The sequence below is a fragment of the Pseudomonas sp. MF08875 genome, assembly GCF_059862525.1.
This window is the reverse complement of record NZ_JCBCUW010000011.1, coordinates 48,912-68,572: the sequence shown is the minus strand read 5'-3', so window position 1 is coordinate 68,572 and position 19,661 is coordinate 48,912. Positions and strand designations below refer to the sequence as shown.

Annotated in this window: 17 protein-coding genes; 16 read left to right on the top strand and 1 reads right to left on the bottom strand. The window is 63.1% G+C overall.

Annotated elements, in window-relative coordinates; all coding sequences use genetic code 11:
* The first annotated feature begins 200 nt into the window (after positions 1-200).
* From mraZ to lpxC, 16 genes are all read left to right on the top strand, one after another.
* Positions 201-656, top strand: coding sequence for a division/cell wall cluster transcriptional repressor MraZ (gene mraZ / locus AC19YT_RS08595; protein ID WP_019693566.1), 456 nt, complete (start codon positions 201-203; stop codon positions 654-656).
* Complete coding sequence (gene rsmH / locus AC19YT_RS08590; protein WP_371856204.1) at positions 653-1,600, top strand: 16S rRNA (cytosine(1402)-N(4))-methyltransferase RsmH; 948 nt, start codon at positions 653-655, stop codon at positions 1,598-1,600. Before mraZ ends, rsmH begins: the two co-directional genes overlap by 4 nt.
* Positions 1,597-1,890 (top strand): cell division protein FtsL, encoded by a 294-nt coding sequence (ftsL, locus tag AC19YT_RS08585; protein ID WP_095106063.1) that lies wholly within the window; start codon positions 1,597-1,599, stop codon positions 1,888-1,890. The genes rsmH and ftsL overlap by 4 nt, the downstream gene beginning before the upstream one ends.
* Entirely contained in the window at positions 1,890-3,629 is a 1,740-nt protein-coding gene (locus AC19YT_RS08580; protein ID WP_176465034.1) for a peptidoglycan D,D-transpeptidase FtsI family protein, read from the top strand. Before ftsL ends, AC19YT_RS08580 begins: the two co-directional genes overlap by 1 nt.
* Complete coding sequence (locus AC19YT_RS08575) at positions 3,629-5,092, top strand: UDP-N-acetylmuramoyl-L-alanyl-D-glutamate--2,6-diaminopimelate ligase (protein WP_500610104.1); 1,464 nt, start codon at positions 3,629-3,631, stop codon at positions 5,090-5,092. Before AC19YT_RS08580 ends, AC19YT_RS08575 begins: the two co-directional genes overlap by 1 nt.
* A complete protein-coding gene (locus tag AC19YT_RS08570) occupies positions 5,085-6,452 on the top strand; it encodes a UDP-N-acetylmuramoyl-tripeptide--D-alanyl-D-alanine ligase (RefSeq protein WP_095106070.1) in 1,368 nt (455 codons plus the stop codon). The genes AC19YT_RS08575 and AC19YT_RS08570 overlap by 8 nt, the downstream gene beginning before the upstream one ends.
* A complete protein-coding gene (mraY, locus tag AC19YT_RS08565) occupies positions 6,452-7,534 on the top strand; it encodes a phospho-N-acetylmuramoyl-pentapeptide-transferase (protein ID WP_095106072.1) in 1,083 nt (360 codons plus the stop codon). Before AC19YT_RS08570 ends, mraY begins: the two co-directional genes overlap by 1 nt.
* A gap of 6 nt (positions 7,535-7,540) precedes the next feature.
* On the top strand, positions 7,541-8,887 hold the full coding sequence (gene murD / locus AC19YT_RS08560; protein WP_095106074.1) for a UDP-N-acetylmuramoyl-L-alanine--D-glutamate ligase: 1,347 nt from the start codon (positions 7,541-7,543) through the stop codon (positions 8,885-8,887).
* Positions 8,884-10,107 carry a putative lipid II flippase FtsW gene (gene ftsW / locus AC19YT_RS08555; RefSeq protein ID WP_095106076.1) on the top strand — a complete coding sequence of 408 codons (1,224 nt, stop codon included), beginning with the start codon at positions 8,884-8,886 and terminating at the stop codon, positions 10,105-10,107. The genes murD and ftsW overlap by 4 nt, the downstream gene beginning before the upstream one ends.
* Positions 10,097-11,167 (top strand): undecaprenyldiphospho-muramoylpentapeptide beta-N-acetylglucosaminyltransferase, encoded by a 1,071-nt coding sequence (murG, locus tag AC19YT_RS08550; RefSeq protein ID WP_095106078.1) that lies wholly within the window; start codon positions 10,097-10,099, stop codon positions 11,165-11,167. The genes ftsW and murG overlap by 11 nt, the downstream gene beginning before the upstream one ends.
* On the top strand, positions 11,160-12,617 hold the full coding sequence (gene murC / locus AC19YT_RS08545; RefSeq protein ID WP_095106080.1) for a UDP-N-acetylmuramate--L-alanine ligase: 1,458 nt from the start codon (positions 11,160-11,162) through the stop codon (positions 12,615-12,617). Before murG ends, murC begins: the two co-directional genes overlap by 8 nt.
* Positions 12,614-13,570 carry a D-alanine--D-alanine ligase gene (locus tag AC19YT_RS08540; RefSeq protein ID WP_095106082.1) on the top strand — a complete coding sequence of 319 codons (957 nt, stop codon included), beginning with the start codon at positions 12,614-12,616 and terminating at the stop codon, positions 13,568-13,570. Before murC ends, AC19YT_RS08540 begins: the two co-directional genes overlap by 4 nt.
* A gap of 4 nt (positions 13,571-13,574) precedes the next feature.
* Positions 13,575-14,441 carry a cell division protein FtsQ/DivIB gene (locus AC19YT_RS08535; RefSeq protein ID WP_095106084.1) on the top strand — a complete coding sequence of 289 codons (867 nt, stop codon included), beginning with the start codon at positions 13,575-13,577 and terminating at the stop codon, positions 14,439-14,441.
* Between the two features lie 14 nt (positions 14,442-14,455).
* On the top strand, positions 14,456-15,715 hold the full coding sequence (gene ftsA, locus AC19YT_RS08530; RefSeq protein ID WP_095106086.1) for a cell division protein FtsA: 1,260 nt from the start codon (positions 14,456-14,458) through the stop codon (positions 15,713-15,715).
* Between the two features lie 102 nt (positions 15,716-15,817).
* Complete coding sequence (gene ftsZ / locus AC19YT_RS08525; RefSeq protein ID WP_095106090.1) at positions 15,818-17,005, top strand: cell division protein FtsZ; 1,188 nt, start codon at positions 15,818-15,820, stop codon at positions 17,003-17,005.
* 112 nt (positions 17,006-17,117) lie between these two features.
* Positions 17,118-18,029, top strand: coding sequence for a UDP-3-O-acyl-N-acetylglucosamine deacetylase (gene lpxC / locus AC19YT_RS08520; RefSeq protein WP_095106092.1), 912 nt, complete (start codon positions 17,118-17,120; stop codon positions 18,027-18,029).
* Between the two features lie 72 nt (positions 18,030-18,101).
* Here lpxC and AC19YT_RS08515 read toward each other — a convergent pair whose 3' ends face one another.
* Entirely contained in the window at positions 18,102-19,595 is a 1,494-nt protein-coding gene (locus AC19YT_RS08515) for a sensor domain-containing diguanylate cyclase (RefSeq protein ID WP_095106094.1), read from the bottom strand.
* Positions 19,596-19,661: the final 66 nt, after the last annotated feature.

Sequence of the window (19,661 nt, the reverse complement as noted above, 5' to 3'; positions counted from 1 at the left end):
GAAGTTAATGGGTGCAATTCGCCGCCAAATTACTGCTGCCCCTTCTTTTACGCTCCTAAATATCCGTTCTGTAAGACTTTTCCTTTAGTCCGCGCCTTGACGGTGTGGTGGGCGCATTCCTATAGTGTGCGCAAGTGGCGGAAAGTGGCATGAAGTGGGTTTTTTGAGCGCAAAACGCTAATATTTGGAGAAGCGCAGACGTGTTTCGCGGAGCTAACGCTATCAGTCTCGATGCAAAGGGCCGTCTCGCCATGCCGAGCCGGTACCGTGACGAGCTCGTTTCGCGAAGTTCCGGTCAGTTAATCGTCACGATCGACGCCGTTGATCCTTGTTTATGTGTTTACCCGCTCGATGAGTGGGAGCTGATCGAAACCAAACTGCGCGCACTGCCTTCTCTGCGAGAAGAGAACCGCCGCCTGCAACGCTTGCTGATTGGCAATGCCGTGGATCTGGAGCTCGATGGCAGTGGCCGTTTCCTGGTTCCGCCCCGTTTGCGCGAATACGCCAAGCTCGATAAACGCGCCATGCTGGTGGGCCAACTGAACAAGTTCCAGTTATGGGACGAAGATGCCTGGGATGCGGTTTCTGCCGCTGACCTGGCTGCCATTCAACAACCGGGCGCCATGCCTGATGAACTGCGTGATTTGATCCTGTGACTATTGATAGCGGCTTTAACCACATCACCGTACTGCTTGACGAAGCCGTTGAGGCTCTCGCCGTACGTGCTGATGGCTGCTATTTGGATGGCACGTTCGGGCGCGGTGGGCACAGCCGCTTGATCCTCAGCCACCTTGGGCCAGAGGGACGGCTGCTGGGGTTCGACAAGGACCCTCAAGCGATTGCCACAGGGCAAGCGCTAGCGGCCGAAGACGGCCGCTTTGTCATTGTGCAGCGCAGTTTTGCCGAGTTGGGTGCCGAAGTCGCCGAGCGCGGCATGGCCGGCAAAGTCAGCGGCGTGCTGCTGGACCTTGGCGTGTCGTCGCCGCAGCTCGACGACCCGGAGCGCGGCTTCAGCTTCATGAACGATGGCCCCCTCGACATGCGCATGGACCCGTCGCGCGGGGTCAGTGCTGCCGAGTTCGTCAATACCGCACCCGTGGAAGAAATCGCCCGTGTCTTCAAGGAATACGGCGAAGAGCGCTTTTCCGGGCGTATGGCTCGTGCCGTGGCCGAGCGCCGCGATATCACGCCGTTCGAACGCACTGCCGACCTGGCCGAAGTACTGAAAGTCGCCAACCCTGCCTGGGAAAAGGGCAAGAACCCCGCTACCCGCGCGTTTCAGGGCCTGCGCATCCACGTCAACAACGAGTTGGGCGACCTGGAGACCGGCCTGGAAGCCGCATTGGAGTCCCTGGAGGTGGGCGGGCGCCTGGTCGTTATCAGCTTCCACTCCCTGGAAGACCGCATCGTCAAACTGTTCATGCGCAAACTGGTCAAGGGCGAATCGGACAACCTGCCGCGTAACCTGCCTGTACGCTTTGAAGCGTTCGTGCCAAAAATCAAAGTCCATGGCAAGGCGCAGTTCGCGGGTGAAGCCGAACTCAAGGCCAACCCGCGCGCCCGTAGCGCGGTCATGCGCGTCGCGGAGAAGCTGCGGTGAGCAGGCTTTTCGCCAAGCCCCTGCCCGGCGGAAGCTTTTTCATGCTGCTGCTGTTCATTGGCGTGCTCGTCTCGGCGATTGCCGTGTCTTACAGCGCCCACTGGAATCGCCAGTTGCTCAACACCCTGTACGGAGAGTTGAGCGTACGCGACAAAGCTCAGGCCGAATGGGGGCGTTTGATCCTCGAGCAAAGCACTTGGACCGCCCACAGCCGTATTGAAGTGCTGGCCACCGAGCAACTGAAAATGCGCATTCCCGGCGCGGCAGAAGTGCGCATGGTGGCGCCATGATGAAACTCGAGGGCGCGCTCTATCCGTGGCGTTTCCGCGTGGTGCTGGGGTTGCTGGCACTGATGGTGGGCGCGATCGCCTGGCGTATCGTCGACCTGCAAGTGGTCGACCGTGCGTTCCTCAAGGGTCAGGGCGATGCGCGCAGCGTGCGGCACATCCCTATCCCGGCGCACCGCGGGCTGATTACAGACCGCAATGGCGAGCCCCTGGCCGTCAGCACTCCGGTGACCACCCTGTGGGCCAACGCCAAGGAAATGCAGCAGGCCAAGGCCCAGTGGCCGTCCCTCGCGGCGGCGTTGGGGCAGGACCCGAAGGTGTTGTCCGAGCGCCTGCAAGCCCAGGCCAATAAAGAATTCATCTATCTGGTGCGCGGCCTTACCCCCGAGCAGGGCCAGAGCGTGCTCGATCTGAAAGTGCCGGGCGTGTATGGCATCGAAGAGTTCCGCCGCTTTTACCCTGCCGGAGAAGTCACCGCCCATATGGTCGGCTTTACCGACATCGATGATCGCGGGCGCGAAGGCGTGGAGTTGGCCTATGACGAATGGCTGGCCGGTGTCGCCGGCAAGCGCCAAGTCATCAAGGATCGGCGCGGCAGGTTAATCAAGGATGTCCAGGTCACCAAAAACGCCAAGGCCGGTAAGCCCTTGGCGTTGTCGATTGACCTGCGCCTGCAATACCTGGCCAACCGCGAGCTGCGCAACGCCATCGTCGATAACGGCGCCAAGGCCGGTAGCCTGGTGATTATGGACGTCAAGACCGGCGAGATCCTGGCCATGGTCAACCAGCCGACCTACAACCCCAACAACCGTCGCAACCTGCAACCGGCGATGATGCGCAACCGCGCCATGATCGACGTGTTCGAGCCGGGTTCGACCATGAAAGCGATCTCCATGAGCGCGGCCCTGGAAAGTGGGCGCTGGAAGCCCAGCGACAAAGTCGAGGTGTATCCGGGCACGCTGCAACTGGGCAAATACACCATCCGTGACGTGTCCAGGACCGAAGGCCCGGTGCTTGACCTCACAGGCATCCTGATTAACTCCAGTAACGTGGGCATGAGCAAGATTGCCTTCGATATCGGCGGCGAGAGCATTTTCCGCCTGGCACAAAAAATCGGCCTGGGCCAGGACACCGGCCTGGGTTTCCCGGGTGAGCGTGTCGGCAACCTGCCCAACTACCGCGAATGGCGCAAGGCCGAAACGGCCACGCTGTCTTACGGCTACGGCTTGTCGGTGACCGCGATCCAACTGGTTCACGCTTTCTCGGTCCTGGCCAACAACGGTCGTATGGCGCCGCTGACTCTGATTAAGACCGACAAGGCTCCAGACACCGCCCAGGTGATCCCGGAGCACGTCGCCAAGACCATCCAGGGCATGTTGCAGCAAGTGATCGAAGCCCCGCGCGGCGTGTTCCGTGCGCAAGTGCCGGCCTATCACGTGGCGGGCAAGTCCGGTACCGCGCGCAAGACCTCCGTGGGCACCAAGGGTTACGCCGAGAATTCCTACCGTTCGCTGTTCGCCGGTTTCGGCCCCATGAGCGACCCGCGCTACGCCATCGTTGTCGTCATCGACGAACCGAGCAAGGCCGGCTACTTCGGTGGCCTGGTTTCGGCGCCGGTGTTCAGCAAAGTGATGTCCGGCACCCTGCGCCTGATGAACATCACCCCGGATAACCTGCCGGCCACGCAGCAAGCGGCCACGGCACCGGTAGTACCTGTACAAGCCAATGGAGGGCGCGGCTGATGTCTCTTAGCCTAAACAAGATTTTCGCCCATGCCGGCCATGATCTGCTGATTCGTGAACTGACCCTCGACAGTCGCCACGTGCGCGCCGGCGACCTGTTCCTCGCGGTGCCGGGCGGCAAGCTCGACGGCCGTGCCCACATCGCCGATGCCTTGCAACGCGGTGCGGCGGCGGTGGCCTATGAGGTCGAAGGCGCCACCGTGTTGCCGATCACCGATGTCCCGCTGATCCCGGTCAAGGGCTTGGCGGCGCAGCTTTCCGATATCGCCGGGCGTTTCTACGGCGAGCCGAGCCGCCACCTGAACCTGGTGGGCGTCACCGGCACCAACGGCAAAACCAGCGTGACCCAATTGGTGGCCCAGGCCCTGGACCTGTTGGGCCAGCACTGTGGCATCGTCGGCACCCTGGGCACCGGTTTCTACGGCGCGCTGCAAAGCGGCCTGCACACCACGCCCAACCCGATTGCCGTGCAAGCCACCCTGGCGGACCTGAAAAAGGCCGGGGCCAAGGCTGTGGCCATGGAAGTGTCTTCCCACGGGTTGGATCAGGGCCGGGTCAGCGCCCTGGCGTTCGACGTGGCAGTGTTGACCAACCTGTCCCGCGATCACCTCGATTACCACGGCACCATGCAGGCTTATGGCCAAGCCAAGGCCAAGCTGTTCGCCTGGAACGACTTGCGCTGCCGGGTCATCAACCTGGACGACGCATTCGGCCGGCAACTGGCGGCGCAACCGCAGGATTCGCGCCTGATCGGCTACAGCCTGGAAGATTCGAGCGCCTACCTTTATTGCCGCGAAGCCCACTTCGACGATGAAGGCGTGCGCGCCACCCTGGTCACGCCCCAGGGCGAGCACCATTTGCGCAGCACCCTGCTGGGGCGTTTCAACCTGAGCAACGTGCTGGCGGCGATTGGCGCCTTACTCGGCCTGGATTACCCACTGGATGAAATCCTGCGGGTTTTGCCCAAGCTCGAAGGCCCGGTTGGGCGCATGCAACGCCTCGGTGGCGGGGCGCGGCCGCTGGTGGTGGTTGACTACGCCCACACCCCGGACGCCTTGGAAAAAGTATTGATGGCCCTGCGCCCCCACGCCAAGGGCCAGTTGCTGTGCCTGTTCGGCTGTGGCGGTGACCGTGATCGCGGCAAACGGCCGTTGATGGCGGCCACCGTCGAACGTTTGGCCGACGGCGTGCTCGTCACCGACGACAACCCACGCAGCGAAGACCCCGCGCAGATTTTCGCGGACATCCGCGCCGGTTTCAAGGCGGTGGATAACGTCACCTTTGTCGCCGGTCGTGGTGTGGCCATTGCCCAGTTGATCGCCGGTGCCAGCGCCGATGACGTGATTGTTTTGGCCGGCAAAGGTCACGAGGACTATCAGGAAATCAACGGCGAACGCCAGCCCTTCTCCGACCTGGTGGAGGCCCAACGCGCCTTGGCCGCGTGGGAGGTGGCCCATGCTTAAAGCCTTGTTGCTGAGCGAAGTCGCCGCGGTGCTGGGCGGCCGCCTGCTGGGCGCCGATGCACGCTTTGACGGTGTGAGCATCGACAGCCGTGCCATCGCTGCGGGCCAGTTGTTCGTCGCTCTGATCGGGCCGCGTTTCGACGGCCACGATTACCTCAATCAAGTGGCCGCCAAAGGCGCGGTCGCAGCCTTGGTGGAGCGGGAAGTGGCCAACAGCGCGATCCCGCAGTTGCTGGTGGCCAACGCCCGCGTGGCCCTGGGCCAACTGGGTGCCCTGAACCGTGCGGCGTACACCCACCCGGTAGTGGCCATCACCGGCTCCAGCGGCAAGACCACGGTCAAGGAAATGCTCGCCAGCATCCTGCGCACCCGCGGGCCCGTGCACGCGACCCGCGGCAATCTGAATAACGACCTGGGCGTGCCATTGACCCTGCTCGAACTGGCCCCGCAACACACCGCGGCCGTCATCGAACTGGGCGCTTCGCGCCTCGGCGAGATCGCCTACACCGTGGCCATGACCCGGCCCCACGTTGCCGTGCTCAACAATGCCGGCACAGCCCACGTCGGCGAGTTTGGCGGCCCGGAAAAAATCGTCGAGGCCAAAGGCGAGATCATCGAAGGCCTGCAGGCCGACGGTATCGCCGTGCTCAACCGCGACGACAAAGCCTTCGCCATTTGGCAGGCCCGCGCCGGCGCACGCCGGGTGCTGAGTTTTGCCCTGAGCAACAGCGCCGCCGATTTCCATGCCAGCGACATGAGCCTCGATGCTCGTGGCTGCCCGGCGTTCACCCTGCACGCGCCCGATGGCAGCGAGCGGGTGCAACTGAACCTGCTCGGCACCCATAACATCGCCAATGCCTTGGCCGCCGCCGCTGCCGCCCATGCCTTGGGTGTGTCGCTGTTCGGCATCGCCACCGGCCTGGGCGCGGTGCAACCGGTCAAGGGCCGCACGGTCGCGCAACTGGCGCGCAACGGCATGCGTGTGATCGATGACACTTACAACGCCAACCCCACCTCAATGTGCGCCGCCATTGATATACTCGCCGGCTTTTCCGGGCGCACCGTCCTGGTGCTGGGCGATATCGGCGAATTGGGTGACTGGGCGCAGCAGGGCCACCACGACGTGGGCGCCTATGCCGCCGGCAAGGTTTCGACCCTATACGCCGTGGGCCCGCTGATGGCTCACGCGGTACAGGCTTTTGGCCCGCAGGCCCGTCATTTCGCCACCCAGGCTGAGTTGATTGCCGCCCTGGGCGCCGAGCAGGACCCAAATACCACCATTTTGATTAAGGGATCGCGCAGCGCGGCGATGGAAAACATCGTTGCGGCTTTGTGTGGCCCGAGCGGGGAGAAACATTAATGCTGCTGCTGCTAGCGGAGTATCTGCAACAGTTCCACAAAGGCTTCGCGGTCTTCCAGTATCTGACCCTGCGCGGGATTCTCGGGGTACTGACCGCGCTGTCCTTGTCGTTGTGCCTGGGCCCGTGGATGATCCGTACCCTGCAAAACCTGCAAATTGGCCAATCGGTGCGTAACGACGGGCCGCAGTCGCACCTGTCCAAATCCGGTACGCCGACCATGGGCGGCGCATTGATCCTGTCTTCCATCGGCATCAGCACCCTGTTGTGGGCCGATCTGAGCAACCGCTACGTGTGGGTTGTGCTCTTGGTGACACTGTTGTTCGGCGCCATCGGTTGGGTGGATGACTACCGCAAGGTGATCGAGAAGAACTCCAAAGGCCTGCCGAGCCGCTGGAAGTACTTCTGGCAATCGGTGTTCGGCCTGGGCGCTGCGGTCTTCCTTTATATGACTGCGCCAAGCGCGGTGGAAACCACCCTGATCCTGCCGATGCTCAAAGACATCAGCATCCCCCTGGGCGCGGGCTTCGTCGTGCTGACCTACTTCGTGATCGTCGGTTCGAGCAACGCAGTCAACCTGACCGACGGCCTCGATGGCCTGGCGATCATGCCGACCGTGATGGTGGGCGGCGCGCTGGGGATTTTTTGCTACCTGTCGGGCAACGTGAAATTCGCTGAATACCTGTTGATCCCCTACGTGCCGGGCGCCGGCGAGCTGATCGTGTTCTGCGGCGCGCTGATCGGCGCCGGCCTGGGCTTTTTGTGGTTCAACACCTACCCGGCGCAAGTGTTCATGGGTGACGTCGGCGCGCTGGCGCTGGGCGCGGCCCTGGGCACCATCGCGGTGATCGTGCGCCAGGAAATCGTGCTGTTCATCATGGGCGGCGTGTTCGTGATGGAAACCCTGTCGGTGGTGATTCAGGTCGCCTCCTTCAAATTGACCGGCCGCCGGGTGTTTCGCATGGCGCCGATCCACCACCACTTTGAACTCAAGGGCTGGCCCGAGCCGCGTGTGATCGTCCGTTTCTGGATCATCACCGTGATTCTGGTGCTGTTCGGCCTTGCCACCCTGAAACTGAGGTAGAAACGAGTGTCCTTGATCGCTTCTGACCACTTCCGCATCGTTGTCGGCCTCGGCAAGAGCGGCATGTCCCTGGTTCGCTTCCTGGCGAACCGGGGCACGTCGTTTGCCGTGGCCGACACGCGGGAAAATCCACCGGAGCTGGTCACGCTGCGCCGTGACTATCCGCACGTGGAAGTGCGTTGTGGCGAGTTGGATGTGGAATTTCTGTGCCGTGCCGACGAGCTCTACGTGAGCCCCGGCCTGGCCCTGGCCACCCCGGCCCTGCAAGCCGCCGCGGCCCGTGGCGTGAAGTTGTCCGGTGACATCGAGCTGTTTGCGCGCAACGCCAAGGCGCCGATCGTCGCCATCAGCGGTTCCAACGCGAAAAGCACCGTGACCACCCTGGTGGGCGAGATGGCCGCAGCGGCGGGCAAGCGTGTCGCCGTGGGCGGCAACCTCGGCACGCCGGCGCTGGACCTGCTCAGCGACGACGTCGAGTTGTACGTGATGGAGTTGTCGAGTTTCCAACTCGAAACCACCGATCAACTGGGCGCCGAAGTGGCCACCGTGCTCAACATCAGCGAAGACCACATGGACCGCTACAGCGGCCTGCCGGCGTATCACCTGGCCAAGCACCGGATCTTCCGGGGTGCGCGACAAGTGGTGGTCAACCGCCAGGATGCCCTGAGCCGTCCGCTGATGGGTGAGGGCCTGCCGTGCTGGACCTTCGGCTTGAGCCAACCCGATTTCAAGGCTTTTGGCCTGCGCGAAGAAAACGGCGAAAAGTATCTGGCGTTCGAGTTCCAGAACCTGATGCCGGTACGCGAGCTGAAAATCCGCGGCTCCCACAACCAGTCCAATGCCCTCGCGGCCCTGGCGCTGGGCCATGCGGTCGGCCTGCCGTTCGACGCCATGTTGGCGACCCTGCGCACCTTCGCCGGCCTTGAGCATCGCTGCCAGTGGCTGCGCGACCTGGACGGCGTGAGCTACTACAACGACTCCAAAGCCACCAACGTCGGCGCGGCGCTGGCGGCCATCGAAGGCCTGGGCGCGGACATCAGCGGCAAACTGGTGCTGATTGCCGGGGGTGATGGCAAGGGGGCCGAATTCAAGGACCTGCACAACCCGGTGGCGGCCAACTGCCGCGCCGTGGTGCTGATGGGCCGCGACCGCGAACTGATCGCCCAGGCCTTGGGCGATGCGGTGCCGCTGATCCGCGTCGACTCGCTGGATGAGGCCGTGGCCCAGTGCCGCACACTGGCCCAGCCGGGCGATGCGGTGCTGCTGTCGCCGGCCTGCGCCAGTTTTGACATGTTCAAGAACTACGAAGACCGTGGGCAATTGTTCGCCCGCGCCGTGGAGGGCTTGGCATGATCGCGGCCCTGAGCAACATCATCAAACCGTACCCTTCGCCGTTGATTACCGGGCGCGGCATCGACCTCGACTTCCCGATGCTCGCCGGTTGCCTGGCGCTGCTGGGCCTGGGGCTGGTGATGATTACCTCGGCGTCGTCGGAAGTGGCGGCGGTGCAGTCCGGCAACACGCTTTATCACATGATCCGCCACCTGGTATACCTGCTGATCGGCCTGGGGGCTTGCTTGGTCACCATGATGATCCCTATTGCCACCTGGCAACGCCTGGGCTGGCTGATGCTGGTCGGTGCCTTCGGCCTGTTGGTGATGGTGCTGATACCGGGCATCGGCCGTGAAGTGAACGGTTCTATGCGCTGGATCGGCTTCAGTTTCTTCAACGTGCAGCCTTCGGAAATCGCCAAGGTCTTTGTGGTCATCTACCTCGCCGGTTACCTGGTGCGCCGCCAAAAAGAGGTGCGCGAGAGCTGGATGGGTTTCTTCAAGCCGTTCATCGTGCTGCTGCCCATGGCCGGCCTGTTGCTGATGGAACCGGACTTCGGCGCCACCGTGGTGATGATGGGCGCGGCGGCGGCCATGCTGTTCCTCGGCGGCGTCGGCTTGTTCCGTTTTGCCCTGATGGTGGCGCTGGCGGTCGGCGCGGTGTTTGTCCTGGTGCAGGCGCAGCCTTACCGGATGGCCCGTTTGATTACCTTTACCGACCCCTGGGCCGACCAGTTCGGCTCCGGCTACCAGTTGACCCAGGCGTTGATTGCCTTCGGTCGTGGCGAATGGCTGGGCGTGGGCCTGGGCAACAGTGTGCAGAAGCAGTTCTACCTGCCTGAAGCCCATACCGACTTCGTGTTTTCCGTGTTGGCCGAAGAACTGGGCGTCGTGGGCTCGTTGGTGACGCTGGCGTTGTTCACCTTCGTCTGCGTGCGGGCCATGTACATCGGTTTGTGGGCAGAGAAGGCCAAGCAGTTCTTTGCCGCCTACGTGGCCTACGGCTTGGCGTTCCTGTGGATCGGCCAGTTCCTGATTAACATCGGCGTGAACACCGGGCTGCTGCCAACCAAAGGCCTGACTTTGCCTTTCCTCAGTTACGGCGGCAGTTCGTTGGTGATCTGCTGCGCGTGCCTGGGCCTGTTGTTGCGCATCGAGTGGGAGAGCCGTACCCACCTGGGCAGCGAGGAGATGGAGTTCAAAGAGAGCGACTTCGCCGAGGAGCCGACCCATGGGCGCTAACGTGCTGATTATGGCCGGCGGCACCGGCGGCCACGTGTTCCCGGCCCTGGCCTGTGCCCGTGAATTCCAGGCGCGTGGCTACACCGTGCACTGGCTCGGCACCCCGCGCGGGATCGAGAATGAATTGGTGCCCGGCGCCGGCCTGCAGTTGCATCTGATCGACGCCAGTGGCCTGCGGGGTAAGGGCAAGTTGTCGTTGCTCAAGGCGCCGTTCATGTTGCTCAAGTCGATCTGGCAGGCGCGTAAGGTGATCCGCCAGTTGCGTCCGGTGTGCGTGGTCGGTTTTGGTGGCTATGTCACCGGCCCCGGCGGCGTTGCGGCCAAGTTGGCCGGCGTGCCGGTGATCGTCCACGAGCAGAACGCCGTGGCCGGCACCGCCAACCGCTTGCTGGTGCCCTTGGCGGCGCGGGTCTGCGAAGCCTTCCCGGATACCTTCGCCGCCTCGGCCTCGCGCCGTACCACTGGCAACCCGGTGCGCGGCGAACTGTTCCTCAATACCCCGCGCCCGGCCCTGGCCGAGCGCCGCGCGCGCTTGCTGATCCTGGGCGGAAGCCTGGGCGCCGAACCGCTGAACAAACTGCTGCCCGAAGCCCTGGCCCTGGTCGCCGCGCAGCTGCGCCCCGAGGTGTTCCACCAGGCAGGCAAGCATCACGATGAAGTCACCGCCCAGCGCTATCGCGCCGCGGGTGTCGATGCCCAGGTGCAACCCTTCATCAAAGACATGGCCCAAGCCTATGGCTGGGCCGACCTGGTGGTCTGCCGCGCAGGCGCGCTGACCGTCAGTGAACTGGCCGCTGCCGGGCTGCCCTCGATGCTGGTGCCGTTGCCCCATGCCATCGACGATCACCAGACCCGCAACGCCGACTATTTGGCCCGTGAAGGCGCTGCCTTCCTGATGCCGCAGAGAACGACTGGTGCAGCGGACCTTGCCGCTCGCCTGACAGAGGTTTTGATGCAACCAGAACGACTCGACACCATGGCCCAGGCTGCTCGCCGCCTGGCCAAACCCGATGCCACCCGTAACGTGGTCGATACCTGCCTGGAGGTGGTTCATGGTTGAGAATCAAAAAGCCATGCCGCAACCGGAAATGCGCCGTATCCGCCGCATCCACTTCGTCGGTATCGGCGGCGTGGGCATGTGCGGGATCGCCGAAGTGTTGTTGAACCTGGGCTACAACGTCTCCGGTTCCGACCTCAAGGCATCGCCCGTCACTGAACGCCTGGAATCCTTTGGCGCTCAGATCTTCATCGGCCACCGCGCCGAGAACGCCGCGAGCGCCGATGTATTGGTGGTTTCCAGTGCCGTGAACACCTCCAACCCGGAAGTCGCCACCGCCCTGGAACGCCGTATCCCGGTGGTGCCGCGCGCCGAGATGCTGGCCGAGCTGATGCGTTACCGCCACGGCATCGCCGTCGCCGGCACCCACGGCAAAACCACCACCACCAGCCTGATCGCTTCGGTGTTCGCCGCCGGTGGCCTGGACCCGACCTTCGTCATCGGTGGCCGGCTGAATGCAGCAGGCACCAATGCACAACTGGGCACCAGCCGTTACCTGATCGCCGAAGCCGACGAAAGCGACGCCAGTTTCCTGCACTTGCAGCCGCTGGTGGCCGTGGTCACCAACATCGACGCTGACCACATGGCGACCTACGACGGCGACTTCAACAAACTGAAGAAAACCTTCGTCGAGTTCCTGCACAACCTGCCGTTCTACGGGCTGGCGGTGCTGTGCCTGGACGACCCGGTGGTGCGCGAAATTCTGCCGCTGGTCAAGCGCCCGACCGTGACCTACGGCTTCAGCGAAGAAGCGGACGTGCGTGCGATCAATGTTCGCCAGCAAGGCATGCAGACCTTCTTCACCGTTCTGCGCCCCGACCGCGAGCCGCTGGACGTCTCGGTCAACATGCCGGGCAACCACAATGTGCTCAACTCCCTGGCGACCATTTGCATCGCCACCGACGAAGGCGTCAGCGATGAGGCCATCGTCCAGGGCCTGTCGGGCTTCCAGGGTGTGGGCCGACGCTTCCAGGTCTACGGCGAACTGCCGGTCGAAGGCGGCAACGTGATGCTGGTGGACGATTACGGCCACCACCCGACCGAAGTCGCGGCCGTCATCAAAGCGGTGCGCGGCGGTTGGCCGGAGCGGCGCCTGGTGATGGTCTACCAGCCGCACCGCTACAGCCGCACTCGCGATCTGTACGACGATTTCGTGCAGGTGCTGGCCGACGCCAACGTGCTGCTGCTGATGGAGGTCTACCCGGCCGGCGAGGAGCCGATCCCGGGGGCCGACAGCCGCCAGTTGTGCCACAGCATCCGCCAGCGCGGCCAACTCGACCCGATCTACATCGAGCGCGGTGTCGACCTCGCGCCGCTGGTCAAGCCACTGCTGCGCGCCGGCGACATCCTGCTGTGCCAGGGTGCCGGTGATATCGGCGGCCTCGCGCCCAAACTCTTGAATAGCCCGCTGTTCGCGGGGGCCGTTGCTGCCGGCCAGGGGAAATCGAAATGACTGCTGCCTACGCCAACCTGGCCTCCACCCTGGACCCGAAAAGCTTCGGCCGCGTCGCTGTGCTGTTCGGCGGCAAGAGCGCCGAGCGCGAAGTCTCGCTCAAGTCCGGCAATGCGGTACTCAGCGCGCTGCAAAGCGGTGGGGTGGACGCGTTCGGCATCGACGTGGGCGACGATTTCTTGCAACGCCTGCTCAGCGAAAAAATCGACCGTGCCTTCATCATCCTCCACGGCCGTGGCGGTGAAGACGGCAGCATGCAGGGCCTGCTCGAATGCGCCGGCATCCCTTACACCGGCAGCGGCATCCTCGCCTCGGCCTTGGCCATGGACAAATTGCGCACCAAACAGGTGTGGCACAGCCTGGGTATTCCGACGCCGCGCCACACCGTGTTGTGCAGCGAAGAGGACTGTATTTCTGCCATCAAGGAACTGGGCCTGCCTTTGATCGTCAAACCGGCCCATGAAGGTTCAAGTATTGGTATGGCCAAGGTGACCTCCGCCCCCGAGTTGATCGAGGCGTGGAAAGCGGCCAGTACCTACGATTCGCAAGTGTTGGTCGAGCAATGGATCCAGGGTCCGGAGTTCACCATCGCCACCCTGCGTGGCCAGGTTTTGCCGCCCATCGCCCTGGGCACGCCCCACACCTTTTACGACTACGACGCCAAGTACCTGGCTTGCGATACCCAGTACCGGATCCCGTGTGGTCTGGCGCCGCAGAAAGAACAGGAGCTCATGGACCTCACCGCCAAGGCCTGCGATGCGCTGGGCATTGGCGGCTGGGGCCGGGCCGATGTGATGCAAGACGCCGACGGGCAGTTCTGGTTTCTGGAAGTCAACACCGCGCCGGGCATGACCGACCACAGCCTGGTACCGATGGCGGCCCGTGCGGCTGGCCTGGATTTCCAGCAACTGGTGCTGTCGATCCTGGCGGCCAGTGTCGAGGCGAGAGGTTAAACCCATGCAAGGCGCATCCCTACGTCATCAGCAACCCGCACCCGGCCGCAAGCCGGTGCCGCGTGGTGCCAGCCGTATGGTGGCAAAAGAGCCGATGTCGGTGCGCCTGCCCAAAGCCAATTTCGGCTTCCTCAAGGCCTTGTTCTGGCCAGTGCTGCTGGTGGCGCTGGGTTTTGGTACCTATGAAGGCGCGCAGCGCCTGATGCCTTACGCCGACCGGCCGATCACCAAGATTAATGTGCAGGGCGACTTGAGCTACATCAGCCAGCAAGCGGTGCAGCAGCGGATCGCCCCCTATGTGGCGGCGAGCTTCTTCACCATCGACCTGGCCAGCATGCGCGCCGAACTTGAGACCATGCCGTGGATTGCCCACGCCGAAGTGCGCCGCGTGTGGCCGGACCAGGTGGTGATCCGCCTCGAAGAGCAACTGCCCGTGGCCCGTTGGGGCGACGAGGCACTGCTCAACAACCAGGGCGAGGCATTCACGCCGCGTGAGCTGGCCAATTACGAGCACCTGCCGCAGTTGTTCGGCCCGCAGCGCGCCCAGCAGCAGGTGATGCAGCAGTATCAGGTGCTCAGCCAGATGCTGCGCCCGATGGGGTTTTCCATTGCCCGTCTGGAGTTGCGTGAGCGCGGTAGCTGGTTTTTGACCACCGGTGCCGGTAGCGCGGGCCCGGGGATCGAGCTGTTGCTGGGCCGCGGGGCTTTGGTGGAAAAGATGCGCCGCTTTATCGCCATCTACGACAAGACGCTCAAAGAACAGATTACGAACATTGCGCGCATCGATTTGCGCTACGCCAACGGCCTCGCCGTCGGCTGGCGCGAACCTGCGACGCCCGAGGCGGCCCAACCCGCCGTCGCGAAGAATTGAGAAGAGGCAGGACCATGGCAAACGTGCAAAGCGGCAAAATGATCGTCGGTCTGGATATCGGCACCTCCAAGGTGGTGGCGCTGGTGGGCGAGGTCGCGGGCGACGGCACGCTGGAAATCGTCGGCATCGGCACCCATCCTTCCCGCGGCCTGAAGAAGGGCGTGGTGGTGAACATCGAGTCCACCGTGCAGTCGATCCAGCGCGCCATCGAAGAAGCGCAGTTGATGGCGGGCTGCCGCATCCACTCGGCGTTCGTCGGTGTTGCAGGCAATCACATCCGCAGCCTGAACTCCCACGGCATCGTGGCGATCCGCGACCGCGAAGTCAGCTCCGCGGACTTGGAGCGGGTACTGGATGCGGCGCAAGCGGTGGCCATCCCCGCCGACCAGCGCGTGCTGCACACGCTGCCCCAGGACTACGTGATCGACAACCAGGAAGGCGTGCGCGAGCCGCTGGGCATGTCTGGCGTGCGCCTGGAAGCCAAGGTCCACGTAGTCACCTGCGCGGTGAACGCGGCACAGAACATCGAAAAATGCGTGCGCCGTTGTGGCCTGGAAATCGACGACATCATCCTTGAGCAACTGGCCTCGGCCTACTCGGTGTTGACCGACGACGAGAAAGAGCTGGGCGTGTGCCTGGTGGACATCGGCGGCGGCACCACCGACATCGCAATCTTCACCGAGGGCGCGATCCGCCACACGGCGGTGATCCCGATTGCGGGTGACCAGGTGACTAACGACATCGCCATGGCCCTGCGCACCCCGACCCAGTACGCCGAAGAAATCAAGATCCGCTATGCCTGCGCCCTGGCCAAACTGGCCGGCGCCGGCGAAACCATCAAGGTGCCGAGCGTGGGCGACCGTCCACCGCGCGAACTGTCGCGCCAGGCCCTGGCCGAGGTGGTCGAGCCGCGTTACGACGAACTGTTCACCCTGATCCAGGCCGAACTGCGTCGCAGCGGCTACGAAGACCTGATCCCGGCCGGCATCGTACTCACCGGCGGTACTTCGAAAATGGAAGGCGCGGTGGAGCTGGCCGAAGAGATTTTCCACATGCCGGTGCGCCTGGGCGTGCCCCATGGTGTCAAAGGCCTGGATGACGTGGTGCGCAACCCGATTTATTCCACAGGCGTTGGCCTGTTGATGTATGGCCTGCAGAAGCAGTCCGACGGGGTGTCGTTCTCCGGCATCGGCAGCAGCCGCGACAACAACAGCGATGAGGCCAAGGCGCCGTTGCTGGAGCGGTTGCAGGCGTGGGTCAAAGGGAATTTTTAAGCTTCAAGTGGCACGCTACACGCGGCAAAAAGCAGCATGCAGGACGTAGTAAGCAGTAGGCGCAGTAGGCGAAAAAACTAGAGAAATGAAAGGAGAGGGAAAATGTTCGAACTCGTAGACAACATCCCGCAAAGCCCGGTCATCAAGGTTATCGGTGTTGGCGGAGGCGGCGGCAACGCTGTCAATCACATGGTCAAGAGCAACATTGAAGGCGTTGAGTTCATCTGCGCCAACACTGATGCCCAGGCGCTGAAAAGCATCGGCGCGCGGACCATCCTGCAACTGGGCACTGGCGTGACCAAAGGCCTGGGTGCCGGCGCCAATCCTGAAGTCGGCCGTCAGGCCGCTCTGGAAGACCGCGAGCGTATCGCCGAGGTCCTGCAGGGCACCAACATGGTGTTCATCACCACCGGCATGGGCGGCGGTACCGGTACCGGTGCGGCGCCGATCATCGCCGAAGTGGCCAAGGAAATGGGCATCCTCACCGTTGCGGTGGTGACCCGTCCGTTCCCGTTCGAAGGCCGCAAACGCATGCAGATCGCCGATGAAGGCATTCGCCTGCTGTCGGAGAGCGTCGATTCGTTGATTACCATCCCTAACGAAAAGCTGCTCACCATCCTGGGCAAGGACGCCAGCCTGCTGTCGGCGTTCGCCAAGGCTGACGACGTGCTGGCCGGTGCCGTTCGCGGTATCTCCGACATCATCAAGCGCCCGGGCATGATTAACGTCGACTTTGCCGACGTGCGTACCGTGATGAGCGAAATGGGCATGGCAATGATGGGCACTGGCTGCGCCAGCGGTCCGAACCGTGCGCGTGAAGCCACTGAAGCAGCCATCCGCAACCCGTTGCTTGAAGACGTGAACCTGGAAGGCGCGCGCGGCATCCTGGTGAACATCACCGCCGGTCCTGACCTGTCCCTGGGTGAGTACTCCGACGTGGGTAGCATCATCGAGGCGTTCGCTTCCGAGCACGCGATGGTCAAGGTAGGTACCGTGATCGATCCGGACATGCGCGATGAGCTGCATGTCACCGTGGTCGCCACCGGTCTGGGCGCTAAAATCGAGAAGCCTGTGAAGGTCATCGACAACACCGTCCACACCTCCATGGCTGCCCAGGCACCTGTTGCCTCGCGTCAGGAACTGCCGTCGGTGAACTACCGCGACCTGGACCGCCCAACCGTGATGCGCAACCAGGCCCAGGCCAGTGCTGCGACCGCGGCCAAGCTCAATCCGCAGGATGATCTGGATTACCTGGACATCCCGGCGTTTCTGCGTCGTCAGGCCGATTGATGGAATGTATCAGGGGGATGAAGGTGATTGGTGTTCAGCAAAGGCCGGGTCTGCTATTATCGCCAGCCTTTGTTGATACCAGTTCGCAATTTGCGCTGAAGCGGCCCAAGCCATGATTAAACAACGCACCCTGAAGAATATTATCCGTGCCACAGGTGTAGGCCTGCATTCCGGGGAGAAGGTATACCTGACCCTCAAGCCTGCGCCTGTAGACACCGGCATTGTGTTTTGTCGTGCCGACCTGGACCCTGTGGTGCAGATTCCTGCTCGCGCAGAAAACGTTGGCGAAACCACGATGTCGACCACGCTGGTCAACGGTGACGTCAAAGTGGACACGGTGGAGCACTTGCTTTCGGCCATGGCTGGCCTGGGCATCGATAACGCCTACGTCGAGCTCTCCGCGTCCGAAGTCCCGATCATGGATGGTAGCGCTGGACCCTTCGTATTCCTGATTCAATCTGCCGGCCTGGAAGAACAGGACGCAGCCAAGAAGTTCATCCGTATCCTGCGTGAAGTGACAGTGGAAGACGGCGACAAGCGCGCCACTTTCGTCCCTTTCGAGGGTTTCAAAGTGAGCTTCGAGATCGATTTCGATCACCCGGTTTTCCGTGACCGCACCCAAAGTGCAAGCGTGGATTTTTCCAGCACCTCGTTCGTAAAAGAAGTCAGCCGCGCCCGTACCTTTGGTTTCATGAGTGACATCGAGTACCTGCGCAAGCACAACCTCGCACTCGGCGGCAGCGTTGAAAACGCCATCGTGGTGGATTCGGATGGCGTGTTGAACGAAGACGGCCTTCGCTATGAAGACGAATTCGTCAAACACAAGATCCTCGATGCAATCGGTGACCTCTACCTGCTGGGCAACAGCCTGATTGGTGAGTTCAAAGGCTTCAAGTCGGGCCATGCACTGAACAACCAGCTCCTGCGCAAACTCATTGAGCAGAAAGATGCCTGGGAAGTCGTGACCTTCGAAGACGCCAGCACCGCGCCGATCTCTTACATGCGTCCGGTTGCGGCCGTGTAAGCAATACTCTCTTTCTTTAGTTTTTAAAGGCTGCCTTCGGGTGGCCTTTTTTTATGCCCGTGTCATTGGGTTTCAACCGGCCACTTCCACCCGGTTGCGGCCGCTGTACTTGGCCCGGTACAGGGCCTTGTCGGCGCGGTAGAACAAGGTGTCGAGGCTATGCTCGGCCTGGCCGTGCCAGGTGGCGACGCCGACGCTCACGGTGATCGAAGTGTCTTCGCCCGCCATGGGCGCCAGCTGTGCCACTTCGGCGCGCACGTTTTCGGCCAGGCGTTGGGCACCGATGGCGTCGGTTTCCGGCAGCACCACGGCGAACTCCTCGCCGCCGTAACGCGCCGCCAGGTCGCCGGGGCGGCGGATATTGGCCTTGACCACCGCTGCCACCCGGGCCAGCGCCTCGTCGCCCAACTGATGGCCGTGTTGGTCGTTGAGGCGCTTGAAGTGGTCGATGTCCACCATCAGCAGCGACAGCTCACGGCCCGAGCGCTGGGCCCGAGCCCATTCGCGCTCCAGCGCCTGGTCCAGGGTGCGGCGGTTGGCCAGCCCGGTCAGGCTGTCGGTGGCGGCGAGGTGGGCCAGTTCCTGCTCGGCGCTGTGGCGCCGGCGCAGTTCATGGCACAGCAACAGAGTCAGCCACAGCAGGCCCAGGCACAACACCCCGGTGGCGAGGGTGACCACCCATGCCGTGCGCCACCACGCGGCAAACACTTCGTCGGTGGACAAGGCCACGACCACCAGCAGCGGCAGGTTGCCGACCTGGGAAAAGGTGTACAGCCGCTCGCGCCCGTCGATGCTGGAAATGCCGCTGAAACTGCCATTGCCTTCATGCAGGATGCGCACGAAGTTGGGCCGGGCACTGAAGTCGATGCCAATCTGTTCTTCCCCGGCATTCGGCGGCTCCTGGGCCAGCAGCAGGCCGCTGGTGCTCAGCAGGTTGATGGAACTGTCGCGTTCGATGCTCAGGCTGCGGAACAACTGATTGAAGTAGTTCAGGCGCATCGCCGCTTCCGCCACCCCCATGAACTCGCCCTGCTCGGAGCTGATGCGGCGGCTGAAGCTGATGCGCCAGTCGTGGGGCGGCAAGGCGCTCTTGAACGGGCGGCTGATGAACATGCCCAGGTTGGGGTTGTCTTGATGGGCGCTGAAAAAGTCGCGCTGGGCGTAGGTGGTGCTGCGCGGGATCACCGAGGCCGAGTCGGCCACCACCTTGCCCTGGCGATCGAGGAGCATGATCGCGCCCTTGTACGGCGCCGCCGTGGCACGGTCGAATTGCACCAGGTGGCGGACCTGCGGCGAAACCTGTTGCAGGTCGGTGCGCAGGGACGCAGCGATCAGGCCTTTGAGGGACAGGTCATACAGCTCCACATTGCGCAGCACATCGGCGTCGATCAGTTGCACGATATTGGCCGCCGCTCGGGTCGCCGCCACCTCGGCGCTGCCGTGTTCGCGGATCAGCAGGAACGTGACGATGCCGACGATGGCGATCACCGTCAGTGAACTGCCGAGCACCAGAAACCATTCCGAGCGGCTGCGGGGGATCAGGGGCGAAAGTGGGCGAGCAGGCATGTTCAATCCCTGATGACAGTGCGCCCTGTATAAAGGCCGGGCATGAAAAAGGCCAGCGAAACGTGC